Origin of the sequence: Marinomonas foliarum, from assembly GCF_016906065.1 — a bacterium.
GTDB classification, from domain to species: Bacteria; Pseudomonadota; Gammaproteobacteria; order Pseudomonadales; family Marinomonadaceae; genus Marinomonas; species Marinomonas foliarum.
Genome location: NZ_CP070273.1, coordinates 566,838 through 592,527, shown reverse-complemented (window position 1 = coordinate 592,527; position 25,690 = coordinate 566,838). Strand labels below are relative to the sequence as shown.

23 protein-coding genes are annotated in these 25,690 nt (G+C 42.5%); 15 read left to right on the top strand and 8 right to left on the bottom strand.

The genetic code is table 11. The features are described 5' to 3' along the window. Positions 1-15 precede the first annotated feature (15 nt). From JSY38_RS02790 to JSY38_RS02765, 6 genes are all read left to right on the top strand, one after another. Positions 16-615, top strand: coding sequence for an acyl carrier protein phosphodiesterase (locus tag JSY38_RS02790; RefSeq protein ID WP_205115146.1), 600 nt, complete (start codon positions 16-18; stop codon positions 613-615). Positions 616-897: 282 nt separating this feature from the next. Then, complete coding sequence (gene ylqF / locus JSY38_RS02785; RefSeq protein ID WP_114410909.1) at positions 898-1,917, top strand: ribosome biogenesis GTPase YlqF; 1,020 nt, start codon at positions 898-900, stop codon at positions 1,915-1,917. An 11-nt stretch (positions 1,918-1,928) separates the two neighbouring features. Continuing rightward, positions 1,929-2,309 (top strand): YacL family protein, encoded by a 381-nt coding sequence (locus tag JSY38_RS02780; RefSeq protein WP_205115145.1) that lies wholly within the window; start codon positions 1,929-1,931, stop codon positions 2,307-2,309. An 86-nt stretch (positions 2,310-2,395) separates the two neighbouring features. Beyond that, positions 2,396-2,995 (top strand): hypothetical protein, encoded by a 600-nt coding sequence (locus tag JSY38_RS02775; RefSeq protein WP_114410907.1) that lies wholly within the window; start codon positions 2,396-2,398, stop codon positions 2,993-2,995. A 193-nt stretch (positions 2,996-3,188) separates the two neighbouring features. After that, positions 3,189-5,531: a fatty acid cis/trans isomerase gene (locus tag JSY38_RS02770; protein WP_205115144.1), complete on the top strand. Its 2,343-nt coding sequence runs from the start codon at positions 3,189-3,191 to the stop codon at positions 5,529-5,531. A gap of 115 nt (positions 5,532-5,646) precedes the next feature. Further along, on the top strand, positions 5,647-6,630 hold the full coding sequence (locus tag JSY38_RS02765; RefSeq protein ID WP_110573547.1) for an LLM class flavin-dependent oxidoreductase: 984 nt from the start codon (positions 5,647-5,649) through the stop codon (positions 6,628-6,630). Positions 6,631-6,693: 63 nt separating this feature from the next. Here the strand turns inward: JSY38_RS02765 and JSY38_RS02760 are convergent, their stop codons facing one another. Both JSY38_RS02760 and JSY38_RS02755 read right to left on the bottom strand, forming a co-directional pair. After that, a complete protein-coding gene (locus JSY38_RS02760) occupies positions 6,694-7,623 on the bottom strand; it encodes an LpxL/LpxP family acyltransferase (RefSeq protein ID WP_110573545.1) in 930 nt (309 codons plus the stop codon). Next, entirely contained in the window at positions 7,616-8,326 is a 711-nt protein-coding gene (locus tag JSY38_RS02755) for a 3-deoxy-D-manno-octulosonic acid kinase (RefSeq protein ID WP_110573543.1), read from the bottom strand. The genes JSY38_RS02760 and JSY38_RS02755 overlap by 8 nt, the downstream gene beginning before the upstream one ends. Before the next feature lie 108 nt (positions 8,327-8,434). Here JSY38_RS02755 and JSY38_RS02750 point away from each other — a divergent pair, with 108 nt between their 5' ends. Next, a complete protein-coding gene (locus JSY38_RS02750; RefSeq protein ID WP_205115143.1) occupies positions 8,435-9,445 on the top strand; it encodes a glycosyltransferase family 9 protein in 1,011 nt (336 codons plus the stop codon). Here the strand turns inward: JSY38_RS02750 and JSY38_RS02745 are convergent. After that, positions 9,438-10,397, bottom strand: coding sequence for a methylenetetrahydrofolate reductase (locus JSY38_RS02745; RefSeq protein WP_205115142.1), 960 nt, complete (start codon positions 10,395-10,397; stop codon positions 9,438-9,440). The genes JSY38_RS02750 and JSY38_RS02745 overlap by 8 nt on opposite strands. Before the next feature lie 198 nt (positions 10,398-10,595). On the opposite strand from JSY38_RS02745, the gene JSY38_RS02740 reads away from it, so the two are divergent. The 4 genes from JSY38_RS02740 to ppnP all read left to right on the top strand — a co-directional run bounded on the left by JSY38_RS02740 (position 10,596) and on the right by ppnP (position 13,918). Further along, the gene (locus tag JSY38_RS02740) at positions 10,596-11,141 is read left to right on the top strand and encodes a DUF1285 domain-containing protein (RefSeq protein ID WP_114410902.1); all 546 of its coding nucleotides are present in this window, start codon (positions 10,596-10,598) and stop codon (positions 11,139-11,141) included. 86 nt (positions 11,142-11,227) lie between these two features. Further along, positions 11,228-12,574, top strand: coding sequence for a DEAD/DEAH box helicase (locus tag JSY38_RS02735; protein ID WP_205115140.1), 1,347 nt, complete (start codon positions 11,228-11,230; stop codon positions 12,572-12,574). Between the two features lie 114 nt (positions 12,575-12,688). After that, positions 12,689-13,576, top strand: a complete 888-nt coding sequence (gcvA, locus tag JSY38_RS02730; RefSeq protein WP_309477154.1) for a transcriptional regulator GcvA — start codon at positions 12,689-12,691, stop codon at positions 13,574-13,576. A gap of 51 nt (positions 13,577-13,627) precedes the next feature. Beyond that, entirely contained in the window at positions 13,628-13,918 is a 291-nt protein-coding gene (gene ppnP, locus JSY38_RS02725) for a pyrimidine/purine nucleoside phosphorylase (protein ID WP_114410899.1), read from the top strand. Between the two features lie 79 nt (positions 13,919-13,997). Here the strand turns inward: ppnP and JSY38_RS02720 are convergent, their stop codons facing one another. Both JSY38_RS02720 and gloB read right to left on the bottom strand, forming a co-directional pair. Next, the gene (locus JSY38_RS02720; protein WP_205115138.1) at positions 13,998-15,644 is read right to left on the bottom strand and encodes a lytic transglycosylase; all 1,647 of its coding nucleotides are present in this window, start codon (positions 15,642-15,644) and stop codon (positions 13,998-14,000) included. Positions 15,645-15,698: 54 nt separating this feature from the next. Further along, on the bottom strand, positions 15,699-16,472 hold the full coding sequence (gloB, locus tag JSY38_RS02715; protein ID WP_205115137.1) for a hydroxyacylglutathione hydrolase: 774 nt from the start codon (positions 16,470-16,472) through the stop codon (positions 15,699-15,701). 92 nt (positions 16,473-16,564) lie between these two features. Here gloB and JSY38_RS02710 point away from each other — a divergent pair, with 92 nt between their 5' ends. From JSY38_RS02710 to dnaQ, 3 genes are read left to right on the top strand one after another with little or no spacing between them, the layout of a single operon-like run. After that, positions 16,565-17,302: a class I SAM-dependent methyltransferase gene (locus JSY38_RS02710; RefSeq protein ID WP_114410896.1), complete on the top strand. Its 738-nt coding sequence runs from the start codon at positions 16,565-16,567 to the stop codon at positions 17,300-17,302. Further along, the gene (gene rnhA / locus JSY38_RS02705; RefSeq protein ID WP_239544222.1) at positions 17,302-17,745 is read left to right on the top strand and encodes a ribonuclease HI; all 444 of its coding nucleotides are present in this window, start codon (positions 17,302-17,304) and stop codon (positions 17,743-17,745) included. Before JSY38_RS02710 ends, rnhA begins: the two co-directional genes overlap by 1 nt. After that, positions 17,742-18,455 carry a DNA polymerase III subunit epsilon gene (gene dnaQ / locus JSY38_RS02700; RefSeq protein ID WP_205115136.1) on the top strand — a complete coding sequence of 238 codons (714 nt, stop codon included), beginning with the start codon at positions 17,742-17,744 and terminating at the stop codon, positions 18,453-18,455. The genes rnhA and dnaQ overlap by 4 nt, the downstream gene beginning before the upstream one ends. A gap of 134 nt (positions 18,456-18,589) precedes the next feature. On the opposite strand, the gene nhaB is transcribed toward dnaQ, so the two are convergent. After that, the gene (gene nhaB / locus JSY38_RS02695; protein WP_114410894.1) at positions 18,590-20,092 is read right to left on the bottom strand and encodes a sodium/proton antiporter NhaB; all 1,503 of its coding nucleotides are present in this window, start codon (positions 20,090-20,092) and stop codon (positions 18,590-18,592) included. A gap of 249 nt (positions 20,093-20,341) precedes the next feature. Between nhaB and sohB the strand changes: the two genes are divergently transcribed. Next, positions 20,342-21,385 (top strand): protease SohB, encoded by a 1,044-nt coding sequence (gene sohB, locus JSY38_RS02690; protein ID WP_309477153.1) that lies wholly within the window; start codon positions 20,342-20,344, stop codon positions 21,383-21,385. Positions 21,386-21,460: 75 nt separating this feature from the next. On the opposite strand, the gene JSY38_RS02685 is transcribed toward sohB, so the two are convergent. Then, on the bottom strand, positions 21,461-22,276 hold the full coding sequence (locus JSY38_RS02685) for a hypothetical protein (protein ID WP_205115135.1): 816 nt from the start codon (positions 22,274-22,276) through the stop codon (positions 21,461-21,463). Continuing rightward, the gene (gene mfd, locus JSY38_RS02680) at positions 22,273-25,686 is read right to left on the bottom strand and encodes a transcription-repair coupling factor (protein ID WP_205115134.1); all 3,414 of its coding nucleotides are present in this window, start codon (positions 25,684-25,686) and stop codon (positions 22,273-22,275) included. Before mfd ends, JSY38_RS02685 begins: the two co-directional genes overlap by 4 nt. Positions 25,687-25,690: the final 4 nt, after the last annotated feature.

Sequence of the window (25,690 nt, the reverse complement as noted above, 5' to 3'; positions counted from 1 at the left end):
AACTTGCAGGCCACCATGAATTATTTTGCCCATCTTCATATCGCTTCTATTACCCATACATCTTGGGTGGGTAATTTGCTTGGGGATTTCCCTGTCGATGTGGAGAGCCTTGATACTGATCTGTGGATTGGGTGGCGTCTACATCAAAAGGTGGATGTGATGGTGGATAAACATGAGGCTAGTGTGTCCTTTCGCTCTATACCAAGAAAAGGGCGTCGACGCTTTGCAGGGATAGTTCAAGATATTGTGATGGATTATTGGCTAATACAATACTGGGAGCGCTTTAGCGTCATACCGCTAAATACATTTTGCCATCAGGCATTATTAGGATTAGTCCAGGATAAGGAGCGCTGCCCTGAGCGTTTACAAAGCATGATTCGTTCATTGGAAAACGAAAATTGGTTAGCAAATTTAGGAACTGTTGAAGGGGTAGAAAAAGCAATATGCTCTATTATGCGACGTTGGCGACATGGCGAGTATTTGGCCGATTTCGTAGAGGACCTAGACGAGATCATCAAGCAGGCGGAAGCGCCTTTCTTGCGTCTGTACCCTGATTTATTAAAGTTTGTAGATGAGGGAATGAAAAAAGCCGAGGCCACACACAGCCTCGGCTAATGGGCTTTTAGACAATCGAATAGAAAGTCAGCCCGATCGAGAGAACAACCAGACTATGCGTTAAGCTAGGTGCAGATTCCTTGCTTTACTTAATCTGGAATGGACGAGTATAAATTGTTGGCACAGTAACGCCTTGATCTGAGTCAGGCTTAAGGCGTCCATCGTATTAAAATAGTCATAACAAGGTAATGCTTTTTCTTAGTAGAGTATTTTCTCTATCTTGTTCGAACTTATGGTAGAATTCGCCACCGAAAAAAGCGTGGTCGAAATGGGAGAGTTAGGTTGAGCGTTCAGTGGTATCCAGGGCACATGAATAAAGCGCGTCGAGAAATCGAAGAGGTTATGACGCAAGTTGATATCGTTATTGAAGTGTTGGATGCCCGTATTCCTGATTCCAGCCAAAATCCCATGTTGAATACATTGCGTGGTGACGTGCCTGTTTTGCGTCTACTTAATAAAAAAGACTTAGCTGACAAGTCTCGACTAGACTTATGGTTAGAGCATTGGCGCGGTAGCGAAACCGTTTTAGCACACCCTTTCTCGACATTAGATAAAGCAGATGTTGGTCGAATTAGCCAATGGGTTAGTCAGATGGTGCCCCATAGAGGCAGCGCTGAAAAGCCGATTAGAGCGATGATTGCTGGTATTCCAAACGTGGGGAAGTCTAGTTTAATGAATGCTCTACTAGGGCGAAGAGTCGCAAAAGTAGGTGATGAGCCAGCAGTAACAAAGGCTCAACAAAAACTGAAAGTGACGAACGGTTTTCAAATATTAGATACACCTGGCATTTTATGGCCAAAAATTGAAAACCCAGATGCGAGTTATCGCTTAGCCGTAACGGGGGCTGTTAGAGATACAGCGATTGATTACGAAGATGTGGCATTAGTCGGTTTGAAGTTCTTTATTGCCGATTATTTAGATGCTCTTATGACTCGCTATAAATTAAAAGATATATCAACAGATCCATATGACGTCTTAAGGGTGATTGGTTCCAAGCGAGGCGCTTTGCGATCTGGCGGTAAAGTCGATATGCACAAGGCGGCAGAAGTTTTTTTAAATGATGTAAGGACTGGTGCGATTGGTCCTTACGTGATGGAAACACCAGAAATGATTGCGCATGAAGAGCGTTTGGTGGAAGAGGCTAAAGCGAAGAAAGAAGCAGAAAGGCAGGCAAGGTTGGCCGCGGCGGTTCCGCAGCGACAACAGGCGAGCAATCGAGCTTATCGCAATAATCAAACACAGCAAACGGACGACCAAGCCCAGTCTACTAAGCATGATGAGAATACAAATGACAAGCAGTGAGGTTCACGGTCATGGATTATGAAATTGCCTTTGATCAGGACGAAAATGTTTATCGCATTTACACCGGATATGAATTCGCCGCAATTGGTGAGTGGGTTTCTGAGTATGTACGTGATGTCGAAAGCATTCAACGCGTATTAATTGCTGCTCGTTTGGCAGAAACAGAAAAGGAAACAACCGAATTTAAGCATGGCCCTTTCGAGGTTATTGTCAGTGAAGAGGGGGTGTCTGTATCGCGACAGATTGATCTTGACTCAGCCGAAGAAGAAATTAAGGCGATGTTTGACTCGCAAGACAGTTTCTATCAAACATCGACGGATGGTATTCAAGCTGAGTGTGGTTTAGAAGATCTCATCAATATGGTTGAGAATTGGCATCAAGTGTTGAATTAATTCTTAAGTGTCAGGGTAGTTGTTCCTAGTGCTAGCTAGGTTTACACTAGCGTTGTTTATTTTTTACGTTTTTTTAGGGAGCCGATATGCTCATCGAATTGGAAAAAGCCCGCACTCGAAATAATGTTGTTCGCATTTTTCGTGAAGAATTGGACGGACCAGATAGTTGGACGGACGGTTTTGTTGTGGATGCCAACGAAGAAATGGTTTTGCTCCAATTAGTGGATGACAGTGTTCGTCTTAATGGTTATCAAGTCCTCTTTTTGGAGGATATTAGCGACTTTGCACATCCAGCTCCCTTTAATGACTTTCAGAAAAAAGTATTGTCACTTCGTGGTGAAGAAGTTGTTGACCCAGAAGTTGATCTAGATGATCTAGCGGTCATGTTGATTGATATTAGTGAAGAGTTTGGACTTGTAACACTTCACCGTGAAGAAATAGAGCCTGATAGCTGCGAAATCGGTCGTGTTGTTCGTGCTGATTCCGTTACTTATGAGCTTGAAGAAATTGGTTCTGATGCGCGTTGGTTCGACGAAACATTTGAATATGACTTATATGATATTACACGTATTGAATTTGGCGGCGCATATGAAGAAGCTCTATTGATGGCTAATGATGATATGGGTGATGATTCTTATGAATTGTCAGATGAATACCCAGATGATGGTATTGTTGATGACGAATAAAAAACAAATATAGAGTTTGTTTTTATAAAAGCATAAATAAAGAAGCGCCTCACGGCGTTTTTTTATTTATAAAAGATCATTTTCTTAATGAAGCCTTATGGTGGCTTTGTCGTGTTATATTTAGTGAATGGTGCATTTTTAACGTTGAATAACACGGTTTAAAAAAGATGGAATATAAAAGAGGATCTTTTTAATGTCTCGATGGCTGACTTTTCTTTGTCTAATTGTACTGGTATCGGGTTGTGCTGCTTATGCGACACACCAATTTGATACTGTATTTGGTGAACAAGATTCAAAGCATCGTGTTGTTGATGTTAATGAAGAAGACAAAGTTTTTTATAATGAGCAAGTTCGACCTATTCTCGATAGTCGTTGTGTCTCTTGTCATGCTTGTTATGACGCGCCTTGCCAGTTGAAACTAACAGCACCTGCTGGTCTTGAGCGAGGAGGTTCGAAAGAGTTGGTTTACGATGGTACTCGCTTACTAGCATCGTCTCCTACGCGTTTATTTATTGATGCGAATAGCACTGATGAATGGCGATCAAAAGGTTTTCATCCTGTTTTAAATGAAAGAGGCCAATCCCCTGCAGCGAACTTACAAGGTAGCTTGTTGTATAGGGCAATTGCTTTACGCGCCAAGCAAGGCTCATTTACTCAGCCTATATTGTCCGATGATTATGACTTCTCCTTGGCTCGTGATCAGCAGTGTGTCAGTGTTGAAGAGTATCGGCAATTTGAGCAAGACTACCCAAATTGGGGAATGCCGTACGGTCTCCCAGCACTGAGTCCCAGCGAGTATGATGTGCTATCCCGTTGGTTAGCCACGGGTGGGAAAATGCCAGAAGCGGCGTCTGCTCCAGAAAATCTTAAAAAGAAAGTTGCGCTATGGGAATCGCGCTTAAATGGAGATGATCTAAAGACTCAATTAGTCTCCCGTTATATTTACGAGCACCTTTATTTATACAGCTTGTATCTTGATGGCGGTGAAGCCTTCCGTTTTCAATTGGTCCGTTCTAAAACTCCACCTGGAGAAGCAATTGATAGAATCGCGACCCGACGCCCTTATGATGATCCCGGTGTAGAGCACGTCTACTACCGACTTTGGTTAGACCAAGAAGTAAAAGTGCAAAAAAACCATATTCCTATGCAGTTGGATGAGGAGCGCTATGCTCGCTGGCAATCGTATTTTTATTCCGATGATTATGAAGTGACCAAAGATCCAGGTTATAAGCCTGAAATTGCAGCGAATCCGTTTAAGACATTTCAAGAGATACCCACACGTGCGCGTTATCGCTTTTTATTGGATCATTCACAAAAAACGATTATGTCGTTTATAAAAGGCCCTGTTTGTCGTGGGCAAGTGGCAGTTAATGTAATTAATGATCAATTTTGGGTGTATTTTATTGATCCGGAAGTGGTGTATGGCAAAGGCTCGACGGATTACTTAGAAGACCAAGTGCAGAGCTTAGATTTACCTGCTTCAAGCAATAGCTTGCCTATAGCGTCATGGGTTAGGTTTTCTGAGCAACAGAAGTCTTATTTATCGGCCAAAGCTGCTTTGATTGAAAGTTCAGGGTTCAATAATACTCCTTTGGATCTAGGCCTTATTTGGGATGGCGAAGGTGTTAACAAAAACGCAGCCTTGACTATTTTTCGTCACTTTGACAATGCTTCCGTTGTCAAAGGTATGGTAGGGCAGCAACCGAAAACCGCTTGGGTGATTGATTATCCATTATTAGAGCGAATCCATTATCTTCTCGTAGCGGGATTTGATGTGTATGGCAATGTGGGTCATCAGTTAGTGACACGCTTGTATATGGACTTCTTGAGGATGGAAGGGGAAATGAATTTTTTGCTTTTTCTCCCTAAAGAAAATCGAGAAACCGTTCGAAAATATTGGTATCGAGATGTAAATCAAATCATCAAGGATTACATATTCAGTGACTATATTAAGGTCGATCGACAGTCCGAAGTTCAGTACGCAACGGATGATCATCAATCTGAACTCTATGAAAAGCTGCGTGACAAATTATCGAGTGTTCTAGATCGTAGTCATGACTTAGAACAAAGTAAATTGACATCAGATCAGCTTAAGGCTTTATATGAGTTGCAAGCTGTACGCGGTGGTGGTTTGGTCCATCTGCCTAATGTCTCGACGATATTGGTGACGCAGCAAGGTGTTCCACTTGAAGTGCTTAGTCTTATACACAATAAAGCACATGCCAATATTTCAAGTTTATTAGATGAAGAAGATACTCGATTACCTGAAGAAGACGGTGTGACCTTAGTGAAAGGTGTGTTGGGTGATTATCCGAATGTCTTGATGCAGGTAGAAGAGGCTGAACTAATTGATTGGGCCAAACAAGTAGGAAATCTTCAAACGACAGAAGATTATTCGAATTTACTGGATACGTTTGGTATTCGTAGAACGCACCCTAACTTTTGGTTTGTCAGTGATGCTATTGCTAACTTGAATAAGCAAGATCGCCCAAGGGAAAGTGGTATTTTAGATTATAATCGTCTAGAAAATCGCTAAGTTGTCTTGTTAACGAGTCGTTGTAAGGCACTTCTGCATTTTCTGCATGATTGTGTACTTGTACTAATAGAGAAGCGCCTTAAATAGTAGGTATATTCTCTACTAGGTAAGTATTATGGTTCCGTTTTCTATATTGGACTTAGCACCAGTGGCTGATGGCCACTCAGTTGCAGAATCCTTGGCGATGAGTCGTAGAATGGCAGTTGCCGCTGAAAATCATGATTATGCTCGCTTCTGGCTTGCAGAGCATCATGGTATGGCTGGTGTAGCCAGTTCCGCTACATCTGTTGTCTTGTCCTATTTGGGGGCTGCAACATCGAAAATTCGAATCGGTTCGGGGGGCGTGATGCTGCCGAACCACTCACCATTAGTTATTGCTGAACAATTTGGTACTTTGGCTGAGTTATATCCTGATCGCGTTGATTTAGGGTTAGGTCGAGCACCTGGTACAGACATGCAAACCGCCAGAGCCTTGCGTCGCAATATGGATGCCTCTGTTGATAGCTATCCTGACGATGTGCTGGAGTTGCAGCGTTTACTTGGCAGTGGTGATCAGGGTGTTTTGGCTGTTCCTGGGCGTAACACGCACGTTCCTTTATGGATGCTTGGCTCCAGTCTATACAGTGCGCAAGTTGCCGCTGAGTTTGGTTTGCCTTATTCCTTTGCCTCTCACTTTGCTCCAGATCAGTTAATTCAAGCACTTACTGTATATCGTCGTAACTTTAAACCGTCTGAGCAACTGTCTAAACCTCATACAATGGCGGGGGTGATGGCTGTCGTCGCTGATACCGATGAAGAGGCAAAATATTTGTTTACCTCAGCACAGCAGCAGTTTGTGAACTTGCGTCGTAGCCGCAACCTGCCTTTCTCTAAGCCTGTTGAAACAATGGATGGTATTTGGTCGCCTAGTGAGAAGTACATGGTTGAGCATATGTTGCAATACGCTATGGTGGGCTCGAAAGCATCGGTTGCCTTTCAACTGTCTAGTTTCTTAGAAAAAACAAATGTTGATGAATTGATTGTCTCTATGCCAATCCATGACTCCGAAGCCAGATTGAAATCTTTGCGTCTAATGGCCGAAGTTCGGGATAGCTTGTAGGGTAAGAGCAATATTATAGGTGAGGTAAATAGCCACTAAAGACGTTTCTTTAGTGGCTATTTTTTATTTTTTGTAAGGTGAAGGATCACCTGGTACAGGCTGTGTTTTAAAGCGTCGGTGAGACCAAAAATATTGTTCTTTTTTGGGAGCGATAATGGCTTCCATCAATTCGTTTATTCTAGTGGCGTTTACGACGTCATCTTGAGTTGGGTAGTTTTCTACTTCGGTTAGACTTAAGTGAAAGCCTTTCTCTGTTCTACCATAGTCGTAAAGAACAACAGGGGCGTTGGTCATATTAGCTATACGGCCAATATGGGCGATCGTTGCACATTGACGACCATAAAAAGGGGCGAAGACTGAATTTTTACGTCCGTAATCTTGGTCCACGGCGTACCAAACCGCTTTGTTCTGTTTTAGTGATTTCAACACTTCGCGCATATTAGTACGTTCGATAGTTTTAGAGAAAATGGCTTGGCGTTGACGTTCCATTACCCAGTTCATAACTGGGTTGCTCTGTAGTTTGTAGATCGGATGAACATCGATAAAGCGTGGCATTTGGCCTCCACAAATATCGAGAGAAGAAAAGTGTCCACTAATAAGGATGCAGCCGCGACCTTTGGCTAGAACGCGATCGATCACATCCTGGCCTTCAAATGTGACTCGTGATTGAAACTTTTTCTGATTTTGAAACCAAGAGGCAAACGTTTCAAAAACACCTATCCCCATGCTTTTGAAATGAGCTTTGGCTAATCGAGTTCGCTCAGCATCCGTCATGTCAGGAAAGCAAATTTTTAAGTTTACATGGCAAATATTTTTACGGTTTGAACTTAAAGCGTAATGTATCGTACCAAGAATTTTACCCAGAAATTTTTGGCCACACCAAGGTAAATAGCTGAGTAAATAAGCGACGCCCATCGCGCCCCAACTTAACCAGTGTTTTGGTCCCAAAAAGTTTGTGATGCTTTTGTCTAATGTTGTCGTTTTTTTAGCCATGGTATCCCTCCAAAAAAGCCTGCCATTGCTTTTCTGATACACGAAAATTTGTATGTTTGCTGGATTCTTTGTCGAGTGAGCGTTTTAGGCGTTCAACATTGGATTCCATCCAGCTGGAGTGAGGCGCTTTTTGCTCACACTTATCGAAGTCAATAATCCAAACTTTCTGTTGCTCATCTATCATAATATTGTGGCAGTTAAGGTCAGAATGATAGATGCCATTTTGATGAAAACGTTTTACTACTCGCCCAATGTCGTTCCAATTAATTTGAGCCTGTTGATCACTTTTTATTATGTCGAATAAATCTTTAGCGCCTTGTATTGTTTCAGTTAGTAGTAAGGCTTGATAAAAACCAGCCGATACCGAATATATACCTGCAATTGGGCGTGGTACAGGAAGGTCTAAGTTGCGCATGGTTTCTAGAAGGGTGAGTTCTAGCCATGGTCTGGTGCGGTCTCTGCCTGTAAATAAAAAACGATCTTTGTTAATTTTGGCGATCAAGCCGCCACGCCGATAGCGGCGCAGAACAAATTTGCCAAATTGACTATTGATAAACCAAACGGCGCCACGTCCATTGCCTGTGCCTGCGAGTTCACCTTCTAACTGCCAAAATGAAGAATCAAACCATGTCTTGGATAATGGGAGCTCTGGATCGCTTTTTAGTAACACTGTATTGGGCGATATTTTGATAGCTTGTGGCATGTTACTCGCTTTGTCATGATCTCTGTGGGTTATGTCTACAAAGTTAGACACATTCAAGGGCGACTATTCTATAATACTTGCTGAATTTAAGCAGCCCTAGAGGACGAGATGCAGCAAGAGAATATTCAACATTTGGCGATAGTGCGCTTATCCGCTTTGGGGGATGTATGTCACGCTATGGCAGTGGTTCAGTCTATTATGAAACGCTATCCCTCCATGCGAGTGACTTGGGTGACTTCTCCTTTAGAAGCTAAGCTTGTGCGCTTGCTGGAAGGTGTGGACGTTGTTGAATACGACAAAAAAAGCGGTTTTTCTGGTTTGTTGGCATTACGCTCTCAGTTAAAAGGCCAGGTCTTTGATGTGCTGCTGCACTTACAGTGGTCAATTCGAGCGAGTTTGGTATCCAGAATGATTCGAGCGAAGCGACGTATAGGTTTTGCTTTGTCACATTCTCGTGAGCGACAGCATTGGTTTGTGAATGAGTATGCTCCAGAGCCGAAAGGCGAGCATGTACTGGATTCGTTTTTATCTATTGCAAGTGTACTTGGTGTTGATCAGCCTTCTTTGCCTTGCGAGCTTTCTTTGCCTGCTGAAACATTTGGATTGCCAGCCAAGTATGTGGTGATTAACCCATCTGCGTCCAAAGCAGAGCGTAATTGGACGATAGAAGGCTATCAAGCAATATTGGACTATTTATTAGCGAAAGGGATATGTCCCGTCATGACGGGTGGTCCATCCCAAGACGAGATAGATTTTGCCAACAGTATCATGGCTGATCGCGCAGAAAACGTTGTCAATCTGGTTGGGAAAACACCCTTGGATATGATGTTGTCGGTGTTAAGAAATGCAGCTTTGGTTATCTCTCCAGACACTGGGCCTGCACACATGGCGACACTGGTGGGAACGCCTGTTTTGGGGTTATATGCGCACTCCGATCCTCGGCGTACAGGGCCTTACCGCGATTTGGATAAGGTAATCAGTGTTTATGATGAATTGGTAGAGAAAGAATATCAGAAGCCAGCAGCAGAATTGCCTTGGTCAACACGCGTGCATGACCCTAAGGCCATGCAGCATATTAAAGTAGAGTCTGTTCTAGCGAAGTTAAAAACGCTTATTTAATCAGAGATTGCTCTGCTAATTTAAGGTCTAATGTCGCCTTTAATAGCTTGTATAGCTGAATAGAGGCATCAATTTCTTCTTTTCGGTTGGTTAAGCTTTCTATATTTAGACCCAAAGGAACGCCAAGTGGTAAGGCGATTTCAATAATCTGTTCTAAAGCGTTTCGGCATATCTTAATAGATTCATCTAATGGTGCTTCGGCATCTAAAATACGATGTTTTGTTGCTTCAGGTACCGAAATACCTAGCCACTCCATGAATTCTAATGTTTTCGCGCTGCCGCAAGGTGTGAAGGTTAGAATGATGCGTTTTGGTGCTTCACTCTTTTCTTTGCAGGTTCTTGCGTAACGGCTGATGAGGTCCGCTGTCGCTTGGTGATTATAAACGGCCTGAGAGATGAAAAACTCACAACCTGCTTCTGTTTTTTTGCTTAAACGTAAATGTTCATCGCCTTTTTTAGCGTGGCGCTCAGCGATTGTGACGCCGCCCAAATTAAAGGGGTGTTCAGATGCTTTTAGAGTTTCATACGCTTGTGGTAATGGCAGCTTAATATCGCCATTGGAAGAAGGTGAGCCGACCAATACTAGATCTCGAATCCCATATTGCTCCCACGCTTCAGAAAGCCAACCCGAAAACTCTTCTGAGCTACGAGATGAGACAGATTTGTAAGTGATGACAGGTTTGCCAGACTGTTGGTGAAGGCGTTTAGACCAAGCTCGTGGGTCATGTGTTTCCATAAAAGGAAAAGGGCGTGGCTTATCAATACGGCTAGTTTCGTCTTGAATGTCGTAGACAACCAAACCATCAATGTCGATATTATCAAGACGTTCAAGCAATTTTTGACTAACTTGTGCGAGTTGCTCTTCTTCAAGCGAAGATTTTGGTGGCGTTGTGCCGATAAAGTAGATACCACGTGTAGGGTCTTGAAACTTTGTTGCCAATTCCGATTTCATAATGTCACACTCTAAATAAGCGAGGCAGATAATAACGTTCTGCTCTTCGGTATGTTTGTTCGTTGGATCTATTCTAACAGTGAAATGAATTCAAGGCTTTCTTATAAAGTTGAATTATATTGTAGTTTAAGTGAAGGCGGTTAATCTTCTGGTGATCTAATGAGTTTGCTGAGTTGCTGATATGGCAAAGGAGGCGTCATGCTAAATAAAGAATTAAAGGGGTTATCTGAGGTAAAAACGTCTGGATTGCCACCAGTGCACACTTGGTCCCCACCTTTTTGTGGTGACATGAATATGGTGATCAAGGCGAACGGTGAGTGGTTTCATGAAGGTGGGAAGATCAATCGTCCAGCGATGGTAACCATGTTCAGCCGTATATTATGGTTTGAGGCGGGTGAATACTTCTTGGTAACACCGGTGGAAAAGGTGCGGATTAAAGTTGAGGATGCGCCTTTTTTGGTGACTGGTTGGCAGTGGATAGAGACACAAGCGGGTCGCGCTATTGAATTTATCACGCAAACAGACGATGTCCTTATATTGGGCGTCGATTGTGATATTTGGTTGGGTTTCTTTCAAAAAGAAGAACGGCCTTATGTTTCTATGCGCTATGGAATGAAGGCATTGGTTAACCGAAATGTGTTTTATGGCGTAGTGGAGTGTTTGGAACATGTTAATACAGCAGAAGGCTCTGGAATGGGGGTGATAAGTGCAGGTAAAAGCTATCTTTTAATGAAAGATGAATGACGAATTTCTTTGCGTCTAGGTTATAATGTAGGGATTAAGCGTGACACTTTGTTTGCGTCGTATTTGAGTTTTGAAGGGGTATTTTTTTGTTATTCGAAGAATTTGGTTTTGATAATCGTATTTTAACGTCCATCGGTCATTTGGGATTTGATAAGGCAACCGAAATTCAATCTCGTGCCATCCCAGAGGCAATGGCTGGTCGTGACTTATTAGCGTCCTCAAAAACGGGTTCAGGAAAAACACTCGCTTACCTTTTACCTGCGCTGCATCGAGTTTATAAAAAGAAAGCTTTGTCCAAGCGTGATCCTCGAGTGGTTATTTTGGTGCCGACGCGTGAGTTGGCAAAGCAAGTGTATGGGCAGCTACGACTTTTATTGGCGTCTAGTCGTTTCACCTCTATTCTTATTCAAGGTGGCGAAAACTTTAATGATCAGCATAAGTTATTACAAAAAGATCCACACTTTATTGTGGCGACACCAGGGCGTTTGGTTGATCACCTGAAGCAGCGAAATGTGTTTTTGGAAGGTCTGGAGCTTCTTATCTTGGATGAAGCTGACCGAATGTTGGATTTAGGCTTTGCAGAAGCTATGAGAGCCATCAATGCTGCAGCGAATCACCGTCAGCGCCAGACATTATTCTTTTCCGCGACACTTGATAATACGGAAGTCAGTACTATTGCGAGTGAATTATTGCGAGAGCCATCTCGAGTGGCTGTGGGACAGGGATTTGATGAGCATACTGACATATCGCAGCACGTTTTACTTTGCGACCATCTTGATCACAAAGAAGCATTGTTAAAGCATCTTTTGACAGGGCAAACGATTAAGCAGGCGATTGTCTTTACTGCAACGAAAAATGATACGGTTCGCTTGTCTGATATGGTCGCGGAATGGGGCTTGACGACTCAGGCGCTCAACGGGAACTTATCTCAAAGTGCTCGTAATAAAACCATGGAAAGCTTTGCTAAAGGCCAGTTTGAAGTGTTGGTAAGTACTGACGTTGCTTCTCGAGGGTTGGATATTGCTAGTGTGTCACATGTTTTTAACTTCGATTTGCCAAAACAAGCCGAAGAATTTGTCCATAGAACAGGACGAACTGGACGTGCAGGATTTAAAGGGGATGCATACTCGTTAGTTGGCCCTAAAGATTGGGTGAACTTTAAAGCAATCGAGACTTTCTTACAGAAAACGTTTACGACAGAAGTAATTGAAGGGTTAGAAGGTAAGTTTAAAGGTTTGTTACCTCCTAAGCCTGCTCGTTCTGTAAGTAAAAAACCTAAAGCCCAAGCGTCAACTAAACCGTCCAAAAAGGTCACTAAGAAAGCGCCAGCGAAAGCGCGTTTTCATGATAACCAGCAAGATGGTTTTGAGGCGTTTAAACTGCCAACTAAACGAGCTGATTCACAGCCTAATTTTGGTGATGAAGACGAGTAACTCGTTGCTGTCAGATGACTTTTTACACAGAAAAGATTTTTTAATTGACAGGTGAGCCATATTCACGCTATTGATTAATCTTTCTTATCTATTGGAGATGAGCTTATTAATCGTTTGCCCCCATTGAACTCATTGAAGTGTTTTGAGTCCGCTGCTCGACATGGCAGTTTCAATAAAGCAGCCAAAGAACTGTCTGTGACGCCTTCAGCAATTAGCCATCAAATTAAAGGCCTAGAAAGCTTTCTAGGCCTTGAGTTGTTTCGACGCACTAAGCGAAAAGTAGTGTTAACGGAGGCAGGGGAGTCATACTTAAAGCCCATCAAAAGTATTTTTGAACAATTGGAAAATGCCACATCAGAGCTGAAAAGTAAGCAAAAATCAGGCTCGCTGCGGTTGGCTGTTGCTCCTGCGTTTCTTACTCGTTGGTTAATGCCAAGAATGGAACGCTTTCAGCAGAGATACCCAGATATTGAAATTGAGATAAGTTCTTCGACAGGCTTGATTGATTTTTCGGCGAATGATATCGATATGGCTGTGTATTTTGGCGCAGGAGACTGGGAAGGGGTTGAAGCACATTACTTGCGTCCTGCTCGTCTTGCTCCTGTATGTAACCCGCGATTAATAAAACCAGAACAGCCAATAAATAAGCCTGAAGACATGCGTTTTTATCCGCTTCTTCATGTTACAAAAAGAAAGGATGAATGGCACGACTGGCTGCAACAACATGATCTTGATCCTAAATTATTTCGTCGAGGTTTAATGTTCTCTAGCGGGTCTTTAACGGCTGGTGCTGCAGCGCAAGGTTTGGGGATTTCTTTAACAGATCCTGAGTTAATCATGCCTGAAATAGAGGCTGGCACGTTAAAAGTTCTATTCAATCAGCATTTAATTACGAACCGTTCGTTTTATTTGGTGTATGAAAAACGTCGCTCAGTGACATCGGCAATGTTGGCTTTTAAAGAGTGGATTATTGAAGAGATGGCGGGCAATCAGCACTCTTGAGCCGTAGGCGATCAACAGCAAAGTTTTTTAAATAAAGATGAGAGTTTATATATGAGCACAGCGTTAACGGTGAACAGTTATTTTAATGATCAAGTTAAGTCCATTGCGTTGGACAATGCTGAAGGAACGTCAACAGTTGGTGTAATGGCTATTGGTGACTACGAGTTTGGGACAAGTCAGCGTGAGTACATGACTGTTGTATCAGGTGCTTTGACCGTTAAACTACCTGCGCAAAGTGACTGGAAAGTGTTTACCAAAGGCGATACTTTTATCGTAGAAGCGAATCAAAGTTTTCAAGTTAAAGTAGAAGAAACAACAGCATACCTTTGCCGTTACGAATAATTTCTTTTTTGTTTATGAACAAAAAAAGGGGCTGATTTTAATAATCAGCCCCTTTTTTATGGTGATTCAGATGTATTATTTAACCGCCGACCACGTTAACAAGTAAGGTCACCTTGTCACCCGGTTGAACGTATTTTTGGCTGCTAACTTTAGGGTTCCAGTCTCTAATGTCGTTAATGGAAACCTTGAATTTATTTGCTACTACAGCCAATGACTCGCCAGATCGAATGGTATAAACCACTTTCTTCATCACGCTACGAGTACTCTTTTCAGAGGCTTTTGGTTCCAACCAAACGACAAGTTTTTTGCCTGGCATTAGTGGATCGCCAAGTCCCATGTTGTTCCATCGAGCCAGTGTTTTGCTGTCTATTCCGTATTTGTTAGAAATTAGCCATAAACTATCACCAGAGTTAACCGTGTAGTTTATTTTGATTCTGTTGCGGTTTGGTGCTCGGGACTGCTTTGCTAGCAGTCTCTGATGAGAGCTTAGGGTGTAGCTTTCTATATCGTTCCCAGCAACGGGGATCATGAGCTCTTGGCCAACACGGATCATCGTAGAAGAGATCTTGTTGACGTTTTGCAGAACGTTAACCGTGGTATTGTGTTGCTTCGCAACCAGCAATAAATTGTCGCCTGCTTTTACTGTATAGCGAACCCAAGTAACACGTTCTTTACTTGGTATTTCTGCTAGCTTAGTTCTAAATAGTTTGGCCTTGGAAATAGGCATCAACAAACGATGAGGTCCATCAGGAGATGTAGCCCATTGATTGAATCCAGGATTAAGTAAATAAACTTCATCGATACTTATTTCAGCCATGTCTGCCGCTTGTGCTAAGTCAAGTTGACCGCCGATATTGACGATATCAAAGTAAGGCTTATTCGGGATGAAATACGTTGAATAGTTGTATTTTTCCGGGTTTTTGATGATTTTTGCTAATGCGATTAGTTTTGGAACATAGGCGCGTGTTTCTTTTGGTAAATCCAGAGACCAGAAGTCAGTGGGTTTACCTGCTTTCTTATTCTTTCTAATTGCTCTTGATACTGTACCTTCACCTGAGTTATAAGACGCAAGAGCGTGTAGCCAGTTTCCGTCAAACATTTTATGCAAGCGTGTTAGGTAAGCGATAGCAGCTTGAGTTGAACCAATAATGTCTCTACGGCCATCGTACCACCAAGTTTGATCAAGTCCGTACATTTGGCCTGTCGAAGGAATAAATTGCCAAGGTCCAGAGGCACGGCCATGACTGTATCCAAAAGGATCAAAGCCACTTTCAACAATGGGTAATAATGCAATTTCAGTTGGGATGCCTGCTTTTTCTAGCTCTTCGACAATGTAGTATAAATAACGTTCGCCACGTTTTGATACTCTGTCAAGGTAAGAGGGGTGAGAGCTAAACCAGCGAAGTTGTGAAGATAGGCGAGGGCGATCTATATCTAGATCCAGACCGTATCCAGCACGTACTCTATCCCAAATGTCTGTAGGGGCTTTCGGTTTCGCCGCAATAGCTGGTTCATCCTGTTCAACTACTTGTTCTTCTTCTACGCTATCAACGGGAGGGACGGTATCAATAAAGCCTAATTGTTCAGTGTCAGCTTCTAGAATATCTGTATCTTCTGTTGCTTCTATAGATTCGTTAGATGTATCGCTTTGTTCTAGTTTTGAGGTGGTTTGACATGCACTGAGAACTAGGCTGGCAAGACAAATCCAGAATATTTTATAGGTCATTTAGGTCACAATTTTGGATAAAGTTTGGTCATTTTAAAGACGTTGCGATAGAGGTCAACTAAAACTATCTTTGGCGCGTCTTACTTGGCTAAATGCAGCGACTAAATCTGCGGCTGGATTTTCGTTAAGTTGTTGTGCTGCCTGATTTTTTAATGCCGTAATATGGGTCCTTAAAAAAGGGTTAGTTTTTTTCTCTAAACTTAATGTAGTAGGCAAAGTTACTTCATTATTGGAACGTTGCTTTTGACTGCTAGTGTTACTTTGTATTAGGTCTGGGTTTTCAGGTTCAAGTGAAAGAGCGAAGCGATAGTTTGCCAGTGTGTATTCGTGAGTAGCGTAGATTATTGTGTTGTCTGGAAGGCTTGAAATCTTTTTCATAGCCTTTAGCATTTGTTCTGGAGTACCTTCCATTATACGTCCACAACCTCCTCTGAATAAGGTATCTCCGCTAAACAGCAGAGGTGTTTGGTTGTCTGAAAAGTAACAGAGATGGTCTAGGGTGTGTCCAGGAGTGCTTATGACTTGAAAGTTAGCTGAAAACACAGCGATTATATCGCCTTCAGTTACTGGGTGTGTAACCAACTCTGTTAGGTAACTCGGTCCATGTACAGGGCAATTTGAATGTTTTCTTAACTCAGCCACTCCTCCGGTATGATCTTTATGGTGGTGAGTAATCAAAATGCCCGCTAGGCTCATGTTATGCTTGCTGCAATAAGTTAGAACCACTTCAGCGTCTCCTGGGTCTACAGCCCAGATTCGCGAGCTATCTTTATCTTGGATGATCCAGATATAATTGTCCTGAAAAGCAGGGAGCGGGAAGATGGTCATAGGTTGTCAACTTTATCAAGGTTGTTATATTTCATATGGCGTGCTTAAAAATAAATACATCGTCATGCCGTTATAAATAGAGAATTCATTGTATGTTGGATGATCAATCAAGACAATTTTTTCAGAAATGGTATAAAAGTAACTTAGGTGAAAGCTTATTGAAGCTTGAGCAGGAGCAGCTCGATTCCGAGCTTGATTCAGCGGTGGGCTACTATCTAGTCACTCAGTCACCACTTAAAGATTTACCATTGAAAAACCACCGGCTGCGAGAAAGTATTATGATTGCTCCTGCGCTAGAGTTTGGGGCGCCTAATAATACAGTGGTGGCTAGGGCAAGCGAATTGCCCCTTGAGCCTGATGGTGTTGATGTTCATATATTTCATCATTCGCTAGATATTTCAGCTACTCCTCATGATGATTTGCGAGAAGCGGCAAGAACCTTATTGCCCAGTGGAAAGCTCATTATTATTGGATTTAATCCTTGGGGGTTATGGGGGATACGTCGGGTTTTTAGTAAAAAAATTAGAGCGCCTTGGTGTGGACAATTTATTCGACATCGGCGTTTAGAAGACTGGTTGAAAGTGGCTGGTTTAACATTAGAATCAACACGTTTTATTTATTATGAACCGCCCTTACAAAGTAGCAAATGGCGGTCTCGCTTTACTTGGATTGATAAGCTTTTAAGGCCGTTAAAATTACCTTTTAGTGGTGTGTATGTTATGACAGCAACCAAGCAAGTTAGGCGTTTTATTCCATTAAAACCTCGTTGGTCTGGTGCTCGTGTTCGAGTGCCTCCATTAACAAAGCCAACAGCAAAAGAGATGAAGTAGTGAAAAAAGTTGTAATGTATACAGACGGTGCCTGTAAAGGAAACCCAGGTATTGGTGGTTGGGGAGCATGGCTAACCTTTGGTGAGCATGAAAAGCGTTTATGCGGTGGTGAACACGATACAACCAATAATCGTATGGAGCTGATGGGGGCGATAGAGGGGCTTCGAGCATTAAAAGAAGTATGTACGGTAACGCTTTATACGGACTCCTCTTATGTGCAAAAAGGCATTACTGAATGGCTAGCTGGCTGGAAACGTAAAGGTTGGATGACGGCCTCCAAACAGCCAGTTAAAAATAAAGACCTGTGGCAAGCTCTTGATGAGCAATGCCAATACCATGATGTCACATGGAAATGGGTGAAAGGCCATGCGGGCATTGAAGGCAATGAAATTGCCGATCAGTTAGCGAATCAGGGAATTGACGAATTAAGGGCCGCATCATGAGACAGGTTGTTCTTGATACAGAAACAACAGGTATAGATCCTCGACAAGGTCATCGTATTATCGAGATTGGTTGTGTCGAGATGGTTGGTCGTAAGTTAACTAATCGACACTTTCATGTTTACATCAACCCCGATCGTGAAGTTGAAGAAGAGGCATTTAGGGTTCATGGTATTAGTAATGAATTTCTAGCGGACAAGCCTCGCTTTCATGAAGTGGCTCAAGAATTTTTTGATTTTATAAAGGGTGCTGAACTGATTATCCATAACGCGCCGTTTGATATTGGCTTTATGGATCATGAGTTTGATCGGGTAGGTGGCTTTCCCAAAACTGCTGAGGTGTGTGGTGTTTTTGATAGCTTGGTTTATGCCCGCAAAAAGCACCCAGGTCAAAAGAACAACCTAGATATTTTATGTAGACGCTATGGTATAGATAACTCACACCGTGAATTACACGGAGCTCTTCTAGACTCCGAAATACTTGCTGATGTCTACTTGTTGATGACAGGTGGCCAAACCAGTTTGGGGTTGGCGAATAACTCTGACTCCGATTCTAAAGAAGAAGGGGGGATTGAAGAAATTCGTCGACTGTCTGCGGATCGCCCAGCACTGAAAGTGATCAGAGCAAGCGAAGATGAGTTAAAAGTTCATGAAGAGCGTTTAGATCTGATTGATAACAAATCTGGTCAGTCTTTATGGCGCATAAAGCATTAGTTTCATAACGCTGCTGAATTTATAAAGCTATCTATCTTTGGATAGGGCAGAGTAACAAAAAACCCTCTTTGTGATGAAGAGGGTTTTTTTATGTGTTAACGCTCATGAGCATAGAAGTAGGTATTTAGGCTGCATCACAACAAGTAGGTAACACACAGTCCGCCAACAATGCTAAGAACGATAGTATAAGGCAGTGCCATCCATACCATTTTTCCGTAGGACAAACGTAGTAATGGTGCGATAGCTGAAGTTAACAAGAACAAGAATGCAGCTTGACCATTTGGGGTTGCTACGCTTGGTAGGTTGGTGCCCGTGTTCACTGCAATGGCTAGAGTATCGAAGTGCTCGCGAGTAATAGTGCCTGCATCTAGTGCTGCTTTAATTTCATTAATATAGACGGTAGCAACAAAGACGTTGTCACTAATCGCTGATAATAATCCGTTAGCAATAAACAGCATTAGAGGTTGTCGCTCCGTTGGCAGATTCAGCACAATATCAATTACAGGTTGAAATAAATGCTGAGCATGTATTACGGACACAACTGTGAAAAACACGACTAAAAGCGCGGTGAAAGGCAAGGACTCTTCAAATGCATGGCCGATGCGATGTTCTTCAATGATGCCATTGAATGAGGTTAGCAGAACAATGACCATCAAACCGACTAAGCCAACTTCGGCTACATGGAATGCAAGGGACAGCATTAAAACAATAGCAACGATGCCTTGTACAATAAGTTGTGCCTTGATTTTGTTAGTATGCTTTTGACTTTCTTCTTTTTCAAAGTTATTCAAAATGTCACGGACCGTGTCAGGCAACTGGGCGCCATAGTCAAACCAAGCAGTTTTTTCTAATACGATTACCGTTAATAAGCCACAGATTAGAACAGGTATCGAGACGGGGGCCACGTTTAGAAAGAATTCACCAAAATTCCACCCGGCTACTTTAGCAATAAGTAGGTTCTGTGGTTCGCCAACCAATGTGGCAACCCCACCAAGCGCAGTACCAACAGCTCCGTGCATTAATAAGTCGCGTAAAAACGAGCGAAATTCATTTAGGTCTTCTGCGTTAACAGGCAGGATTGAATCGTCTTTTCCGTGGTCGTGATTTTTATTAGAGCTTTGGCCAGAAGCGGCTTTGTGATAGACGGAATAAAAACCGACGCCAACACTAATAAGAACAGCGGTGACGGTTAATGCATCTAAAAAGGCAGAGAGTAAGGCGGCAGAAAAGCTAAATATCAGCGAAATGACGATTTTCGATTTCACTTTTACTAGCAGCTTATTAAAGATAAACAGTAGCATATCTTTCATAAAATAAATGCCCGCTACCATGAACATCAGAAGTAAAATAACTTCAATGTTATTAGAAACCTCAGAGTATACGCCTTCCGGTGAGGTTAGGCCGAGTACTACGGCTTCGATTGCGAGTAACCCGCCTGGCTGTAATGGGTAGCATTTCAGTGCCATAGCGAGAGTGAAGATGAATTCAATAATTAATAGCCAGCCTGCAACGAATGGTCCTAGTACGACTAAAACGATTGGGTTGATAATCAAGAAGGCTAATATTATTTGTTTATACCAGAGTGGCGAGGCGCCGAGGAAGTTCCTTCCAAACGATTGGGATAACGAAGGTGTCATTGATTGCTCCTTTATAGAAAGGCACTTAAATGTGCAAAAAAACTAACAGGATTTTTTTACTTTTTTGGTGTAATCAAAAGAATCTTGTTAGCTTTCTTATACTGGGCTTGACTAGGGCGATTGTTCAAAGTGTGCAGATAATAAGGCATATGCAAAACAGTATCTATAGCGTTATATCATTGAAAGAGATTGTTATTTATAAAAATACCCCCAATATGCCAAGAACTTATGAATATTTAGAGGAAGTAAATGTTGGAATTTTTTGCGGATTACGCTGGTTTTTTGTTGAAACTAGTTAGTGTGGCTTTAGTTATTGGCTTTTTGTTGACAATGATGTCTGGTGGGAAGCGTAAGTCTCAACCGGGAAGTTTGTCTGTTACTAAGCTGAACGAACATTATGATGCAATGAAGGTCGAGTTGGATCGTCAGTTGTTAGATAAAAAAGCCCTTAAAAGCTTAGAAAAAGAAAAAAAGAAAAAAGAAAAACTGGAAAAAAAAGAGCAAAAGAAAGAGCCTGCTGTCGCGGAGAGTGCTGATAAAAAGCGTTTGTATGTGTTGGACTTTGATGGCGACATAAAAGCGTCTGCTGTTGAATCTTTGCGAGAAGAAATTACGGCGGTACTAAGTGTGGCTAAGCCGCAAGATGAGGTGGTTGTTCGTCTTGAAAGCGGTGGCGGTGTGGTTCATGGCTATGGCTTAGCAGCATCCCAGTTACAGCGTGTTCGTGAAGCCAGTATCCCACTGACTATTTGTGTTGATAAAGTGGCAGCGAGTGGCGGCTATATGATGGCGTGTGTTGCCGATAAAATTATTGCAGCCCCTTTCGCTATTTTAGGGTCTATTGGTGTGGTAGCACAAATTCCTAATGTTCATCGCTTGCTGGATAAAAGTCTGATCGATGTCGAGCTTCATACTGCAGGTCGATACAAACGTACCTTAACTATGTTGGGTGAGAATACAGACGAAGGCCGTGAAAAGTTTAAGCAAGACTTGGAAGATACTCATGGCTTATTTAAGCGTTTTGTCTCTGGCCAGCGCCCTCAATTGGATATTGAAGACATTGCGACGGGCGATACTTGGTATGGTTCAGAAGCATTGGAAAATAAATTGGTTGATGTGGTCATGACGAGTGATGCGTACCTGGTGTCTCATTATCATGAGACTGAAGTCGTGCATGTTGTTTATAAGCAACCAAAGGGAATGGCCGAGCGTTTAGGTTTGTCCTTCTTCTCTGTTGTGGAGCAGAAGGCGGTATCTTGGTTTAGTCGTTTGGCTCAGTCGCGTGGGTATTAAGTTTTTGATGTATTTGTCTTAATTGATGCGTTTTAATAAAGGCTGGCACTTAAGGGAGCCAGCCTTTTTTATGCGTTATTCTTGAGTTGATATTGTGCGTCTAGCAAGCTCATTAGTGCTTTTAAGGTCGTTGTAGTTCAGGCTTTCTCCAGTTTCTGGATTGATAGTTTGCAGTGCAATTTTCTCAATAGCATCTTCTAGTTCAATAGGTTCAAAATACAGCAGAGTGCCTATGGTAGGGTGGTCTAGATAATTTACTTTTTTACTGGCTGTCTTATTGCTTTGATTTAAGGTTAGTATCAATGCTGGCTCGAATTCTTTGAATTTGGGCTTGGTCATTCTTTCACTGTCTGTATTGGTGAAAAGGCTCGCATTGTCTGATTCATGATTGATGCCTAATTCGTTTGGATCAGGAAGAGTGAAGCTATCAAAAAGGTAATGTTGGTAGTGGATGTTGGATTCTAGGTAGCGGCCTAATTTAATAGAGATGCTTCCTGTTAGCTCAGGGTAGTTGTCTTTTGTCTGTTGGCTATGGAAGTTCTTGTAAATGGTGTCGCCAGGGTGTTTGAAAATTAGAGTCCATGTTTCGTTGGCTAAGATTTTTGTATGACGGCCAATTTTATCTTCTATCTTACCAAAAGGAGCTTTTCCTAGTTCTTGGTTCGTGCTGTTTGGCGCAGCGACTTCCTCATCAGTTAGTCTTAGTAGTTTGGCGCTAGACAGGACGTTTTTGTAGTCAACTTGCTCGGTTGATTGGCCTTCTGGCCATAAGAAAGTGACCAAATAACCTTGATATGCTCTGGCAGTGTCTGGGTCTATTTTGCCATCATCTGCAAACAGTTGAGTGTTCATTAGCGTAAGTGAAAGCGCTATAGCAATTAAAGATTTCAATGTAATAATTCCAATGTCATAGTGGTTTGTTGAAAGCGCTCTTCTGCGCTATTCATTGGGGCCAGAAACTTTAATGTATCTGATCCTACTAATTTGTAAATATCAGGTTTAGTTTGAATCAGTCGAATGAGCTTCATCGGGTCGACTGGTGTTTTGCTGCTGAAGAAAATTTTACCTTCTTTTGCGTTGGCTTCAATTTTATTAATGCCCAAACTTTCTGCTTTGAGTTTCAGATCTGTTTGTCTGAATAGATTTTTGGTTGCGTCAGGCAATAGACCAAAACGATCTATCATTTCAACTTGTAGGTCTTTTAGTTCTTCAGCGCTTTTTGCGCTAGCGATGCGTTTATACAAAATCAGCCGTGAGTGTACATCGCCTAGATAATCTTCAGGAATAAGCGCTGGTACTCTTAGGTTAATATCCGTTTGAGCTGGGGAGGTAATATCAATATCTGGCGATTCACCATTCTTCAATGATTTTACTGCGCGATCTAGCATATCCATGAATAATGAGAAACCAACATGCTCAATATGGCCACTTTGTCCGTCACCTAGTAATTCACCGGTACCGCGTATCTCCAAATCGTGTGTTGCAAGCGTAAAGCCAGCGCCTAATGTGTCTGCTAGAGTGATGGCTTCAAGGCGTTTTTCTGCGTCGCCTGTTACTTTTCGATCATTTGGCGTTAGCAAGTATGCGTAAGCTTGGTGATGAGATCGACCAACTCGACCACGTAGCTGGTGCAGTTGGGCAAGACCGAATTTGTCTGCTCGCTCAATAATAATGGTATTAGCATTTGGGATGTCTATGCCGGTTTCGATAATAGTTGAACAGACGAGGATGTTAGCGCGTTTATGGTAGAAGTCTGACATGACTTGTTCCAGCTCTCTTTCGCGCATTTGGCCATGACCAACGATGACGCGAGCTTCTGGAATGAGTTCTTCTAGCTCTTCGGCCGCTTTTTGAATAGTTTGTACTTCGTTATGTAAGTAATACACTTGCCCCCCACGATGCAACTCTCGCAATATGGCTTCTTTAATTTGATGCTCTTCTTTTTGCTTTACGAAAGTTTTAACGGATAAACGTTTGGCTGGTGGCGTGGCAATAATGGATAAATCTCGAATGCCAGACAAAGACATGTTGAGCGTTCGAGGAATAGGTGTTGCAGTAAGTGTCAGTATATCGACCTCTGCTCGTAACGCTTTAAATTGTTCTTTTTGTTTAACTCCGAAACGGTGTTCTTCATCAATGATCACAAGGCCGAGGTTGGCGAACTTGATGTCACTTTGAATTAGCTTGTGAGTGCCGACCACAATATCGGCTTTACCGGACTCTAAACGATCAATTGAGGTGTTAGATTGCTTGCCTGAACGGAAGCGGGACAGTAATTCAATTTCCACAGGCCAATCAGCAAAGCGATCACAGAAGTTTTCGTAATGTTGTTGTGCTAATAGTGTTGTTGGTACAAGTACAGCGACTTGTTTGCCATCTTGAACTGCTAGGAAGGCGGCTCGCATGGCAACTTCTGTTTTACCAAAGCCTACGTCACCACAAACCAATCGATCCATTGGTTTTTTGGATGACATGTCTTTCATTACAGCATCGATGGCCATCTGTTGATCTGGTGTTTCTTCAAATGGAAAACCCGCAGCAAACAGTTCATATTGGTCGTCGGGTTTGGCGAAAGCGTAACCCACACGGGCTTCACGCTGAGCGTATATTTCTAATAGTTCTGCAGCGGTATCGCGGGCTTTTTCAGCGGCTTTTTGTTTGGCGACGCTCCATTTGTCTGTGCCTAGCTTATGTAATGGAGCTGTGTCTTCGTCAGCACCTGTGTAGCGAGAAATAAGCTGTAAAGAGGAAACAGGCACATACAGTTTTGCATCATTGGCGTAGCCAAGGGTTAATAGTTCTGTTTCTTGTCCGTCTATTTCTAGATTGGTTAGCCCCAAATAGCGTCCTACGCCATGATCTATATGCACAACAGGGGCGTTTAGCCTCAATTCAGTGAGGTTGCGAATGATAGCGTCCTCACTGATGTTGTTCTGTTTGTTGCGTCGTCGATGTTGAGAAACTCGTTCGCCTAAAATTTCGCTTTCTGGGATAAGTATTAGTTCATCGCTGATGCTAAAGCCGCGGCCAATGTTGCCTTCGGTGATGGCTAAAGATTTTGTCGATTTGGTGAAAGCGTTCCAGTTCTCGACGTGTTTAGGTTTGATGCTGTGTTTTTTGAGTAAATCAAGCAGAGCTTCGCGACGCCCCGCTGATTCGGCAACAATCAGTACCCGAGCAGATGTGTTGGCAAGAAACTGTTGCAGTGTGCCAAGTGGTTGAGCTGCTTTCGAGTCAATTTTTACATTACCAATTGCTTTATAAGTAGGATGTTCGCCTTCAGCAGAAAAGATAATGTTAGTGTACTGATTTAGCTGAGAGAAAAGTTCTTCTTCTTTTAAGCAAATTTCTTCGGGTTTTAAAATAGGTCGTTCGATATTGTAGTTAAGCGACTCATGGCGGCTGCGAAAATCGAGCAGGATGCTGGCAAATTGCTCGTTAAAAGTGTCAGACCTCACCAAAAACGTGTTGTCAGGCAAATAGTCAAAGACGCTGGCTGTTTGCTCAAAGAATAACGGCAAATAGTATTCTATACCGGCGGGGATAATTCCGCTGGAAATATCTTGGTAAATCGGGCTAGAAAGAGGGTTCGTCTCAAAGCGTTCTCTAAATGCTTGGCGAAATTGTTGAATGCCTTGTGGTGTTGTTGGGAACTCCTTTGCCGGAAGCATTTTAATTTCTGCAATTTTGCTGATGCTTCGTTGAGTTTCCGGATCAAACCATCGAATGGATTCGATCTCATTATCGAACCAATCAATTCGAATAGGGTTTTCTGCCCCCATTGGATACACATCCATAAGCGCACCACGGATAGCGTACTCTCCGTGTTCGTGAACATTCTCTACATTTAGGTAGCCTGCATTAGTCAATTTTCTAGAAAGTTGTTCAAGAGGAAGTTCTTGGCCTTCGGCTAAATGAAAACGCTGTGCGTCAATGTGTTGCTTAGGGCAGAGGCGAGTTAAGCAGGAAGCAATGGTAGTAAGAATGATTGGATTCTTGGTTTCTGTTAGCCTGGCCAATGTCTCAAGACGCTGAGAAATGATGTCTTGGTGAGGAGAGAAGGCATCATAAGGTAGTGTTTCCCAATCACTGAATCTTAATATGTCTTTATTTTGATGATTAAGAAACTGAATTTCATCTTCGAGTTCATTTAATTCGGCCACGGTATTGGCCATAAAAAGAATGGGCTGTTTGTATTGAGAGGCGATTGCAAGCAGCTGTAGAGCTTTGCGACTGCCATCTAGTCCATGTATGGTATTTTTAAAGCCTGGTTTCGAGGTGATTGAGACAGTTTCTGACATGTTG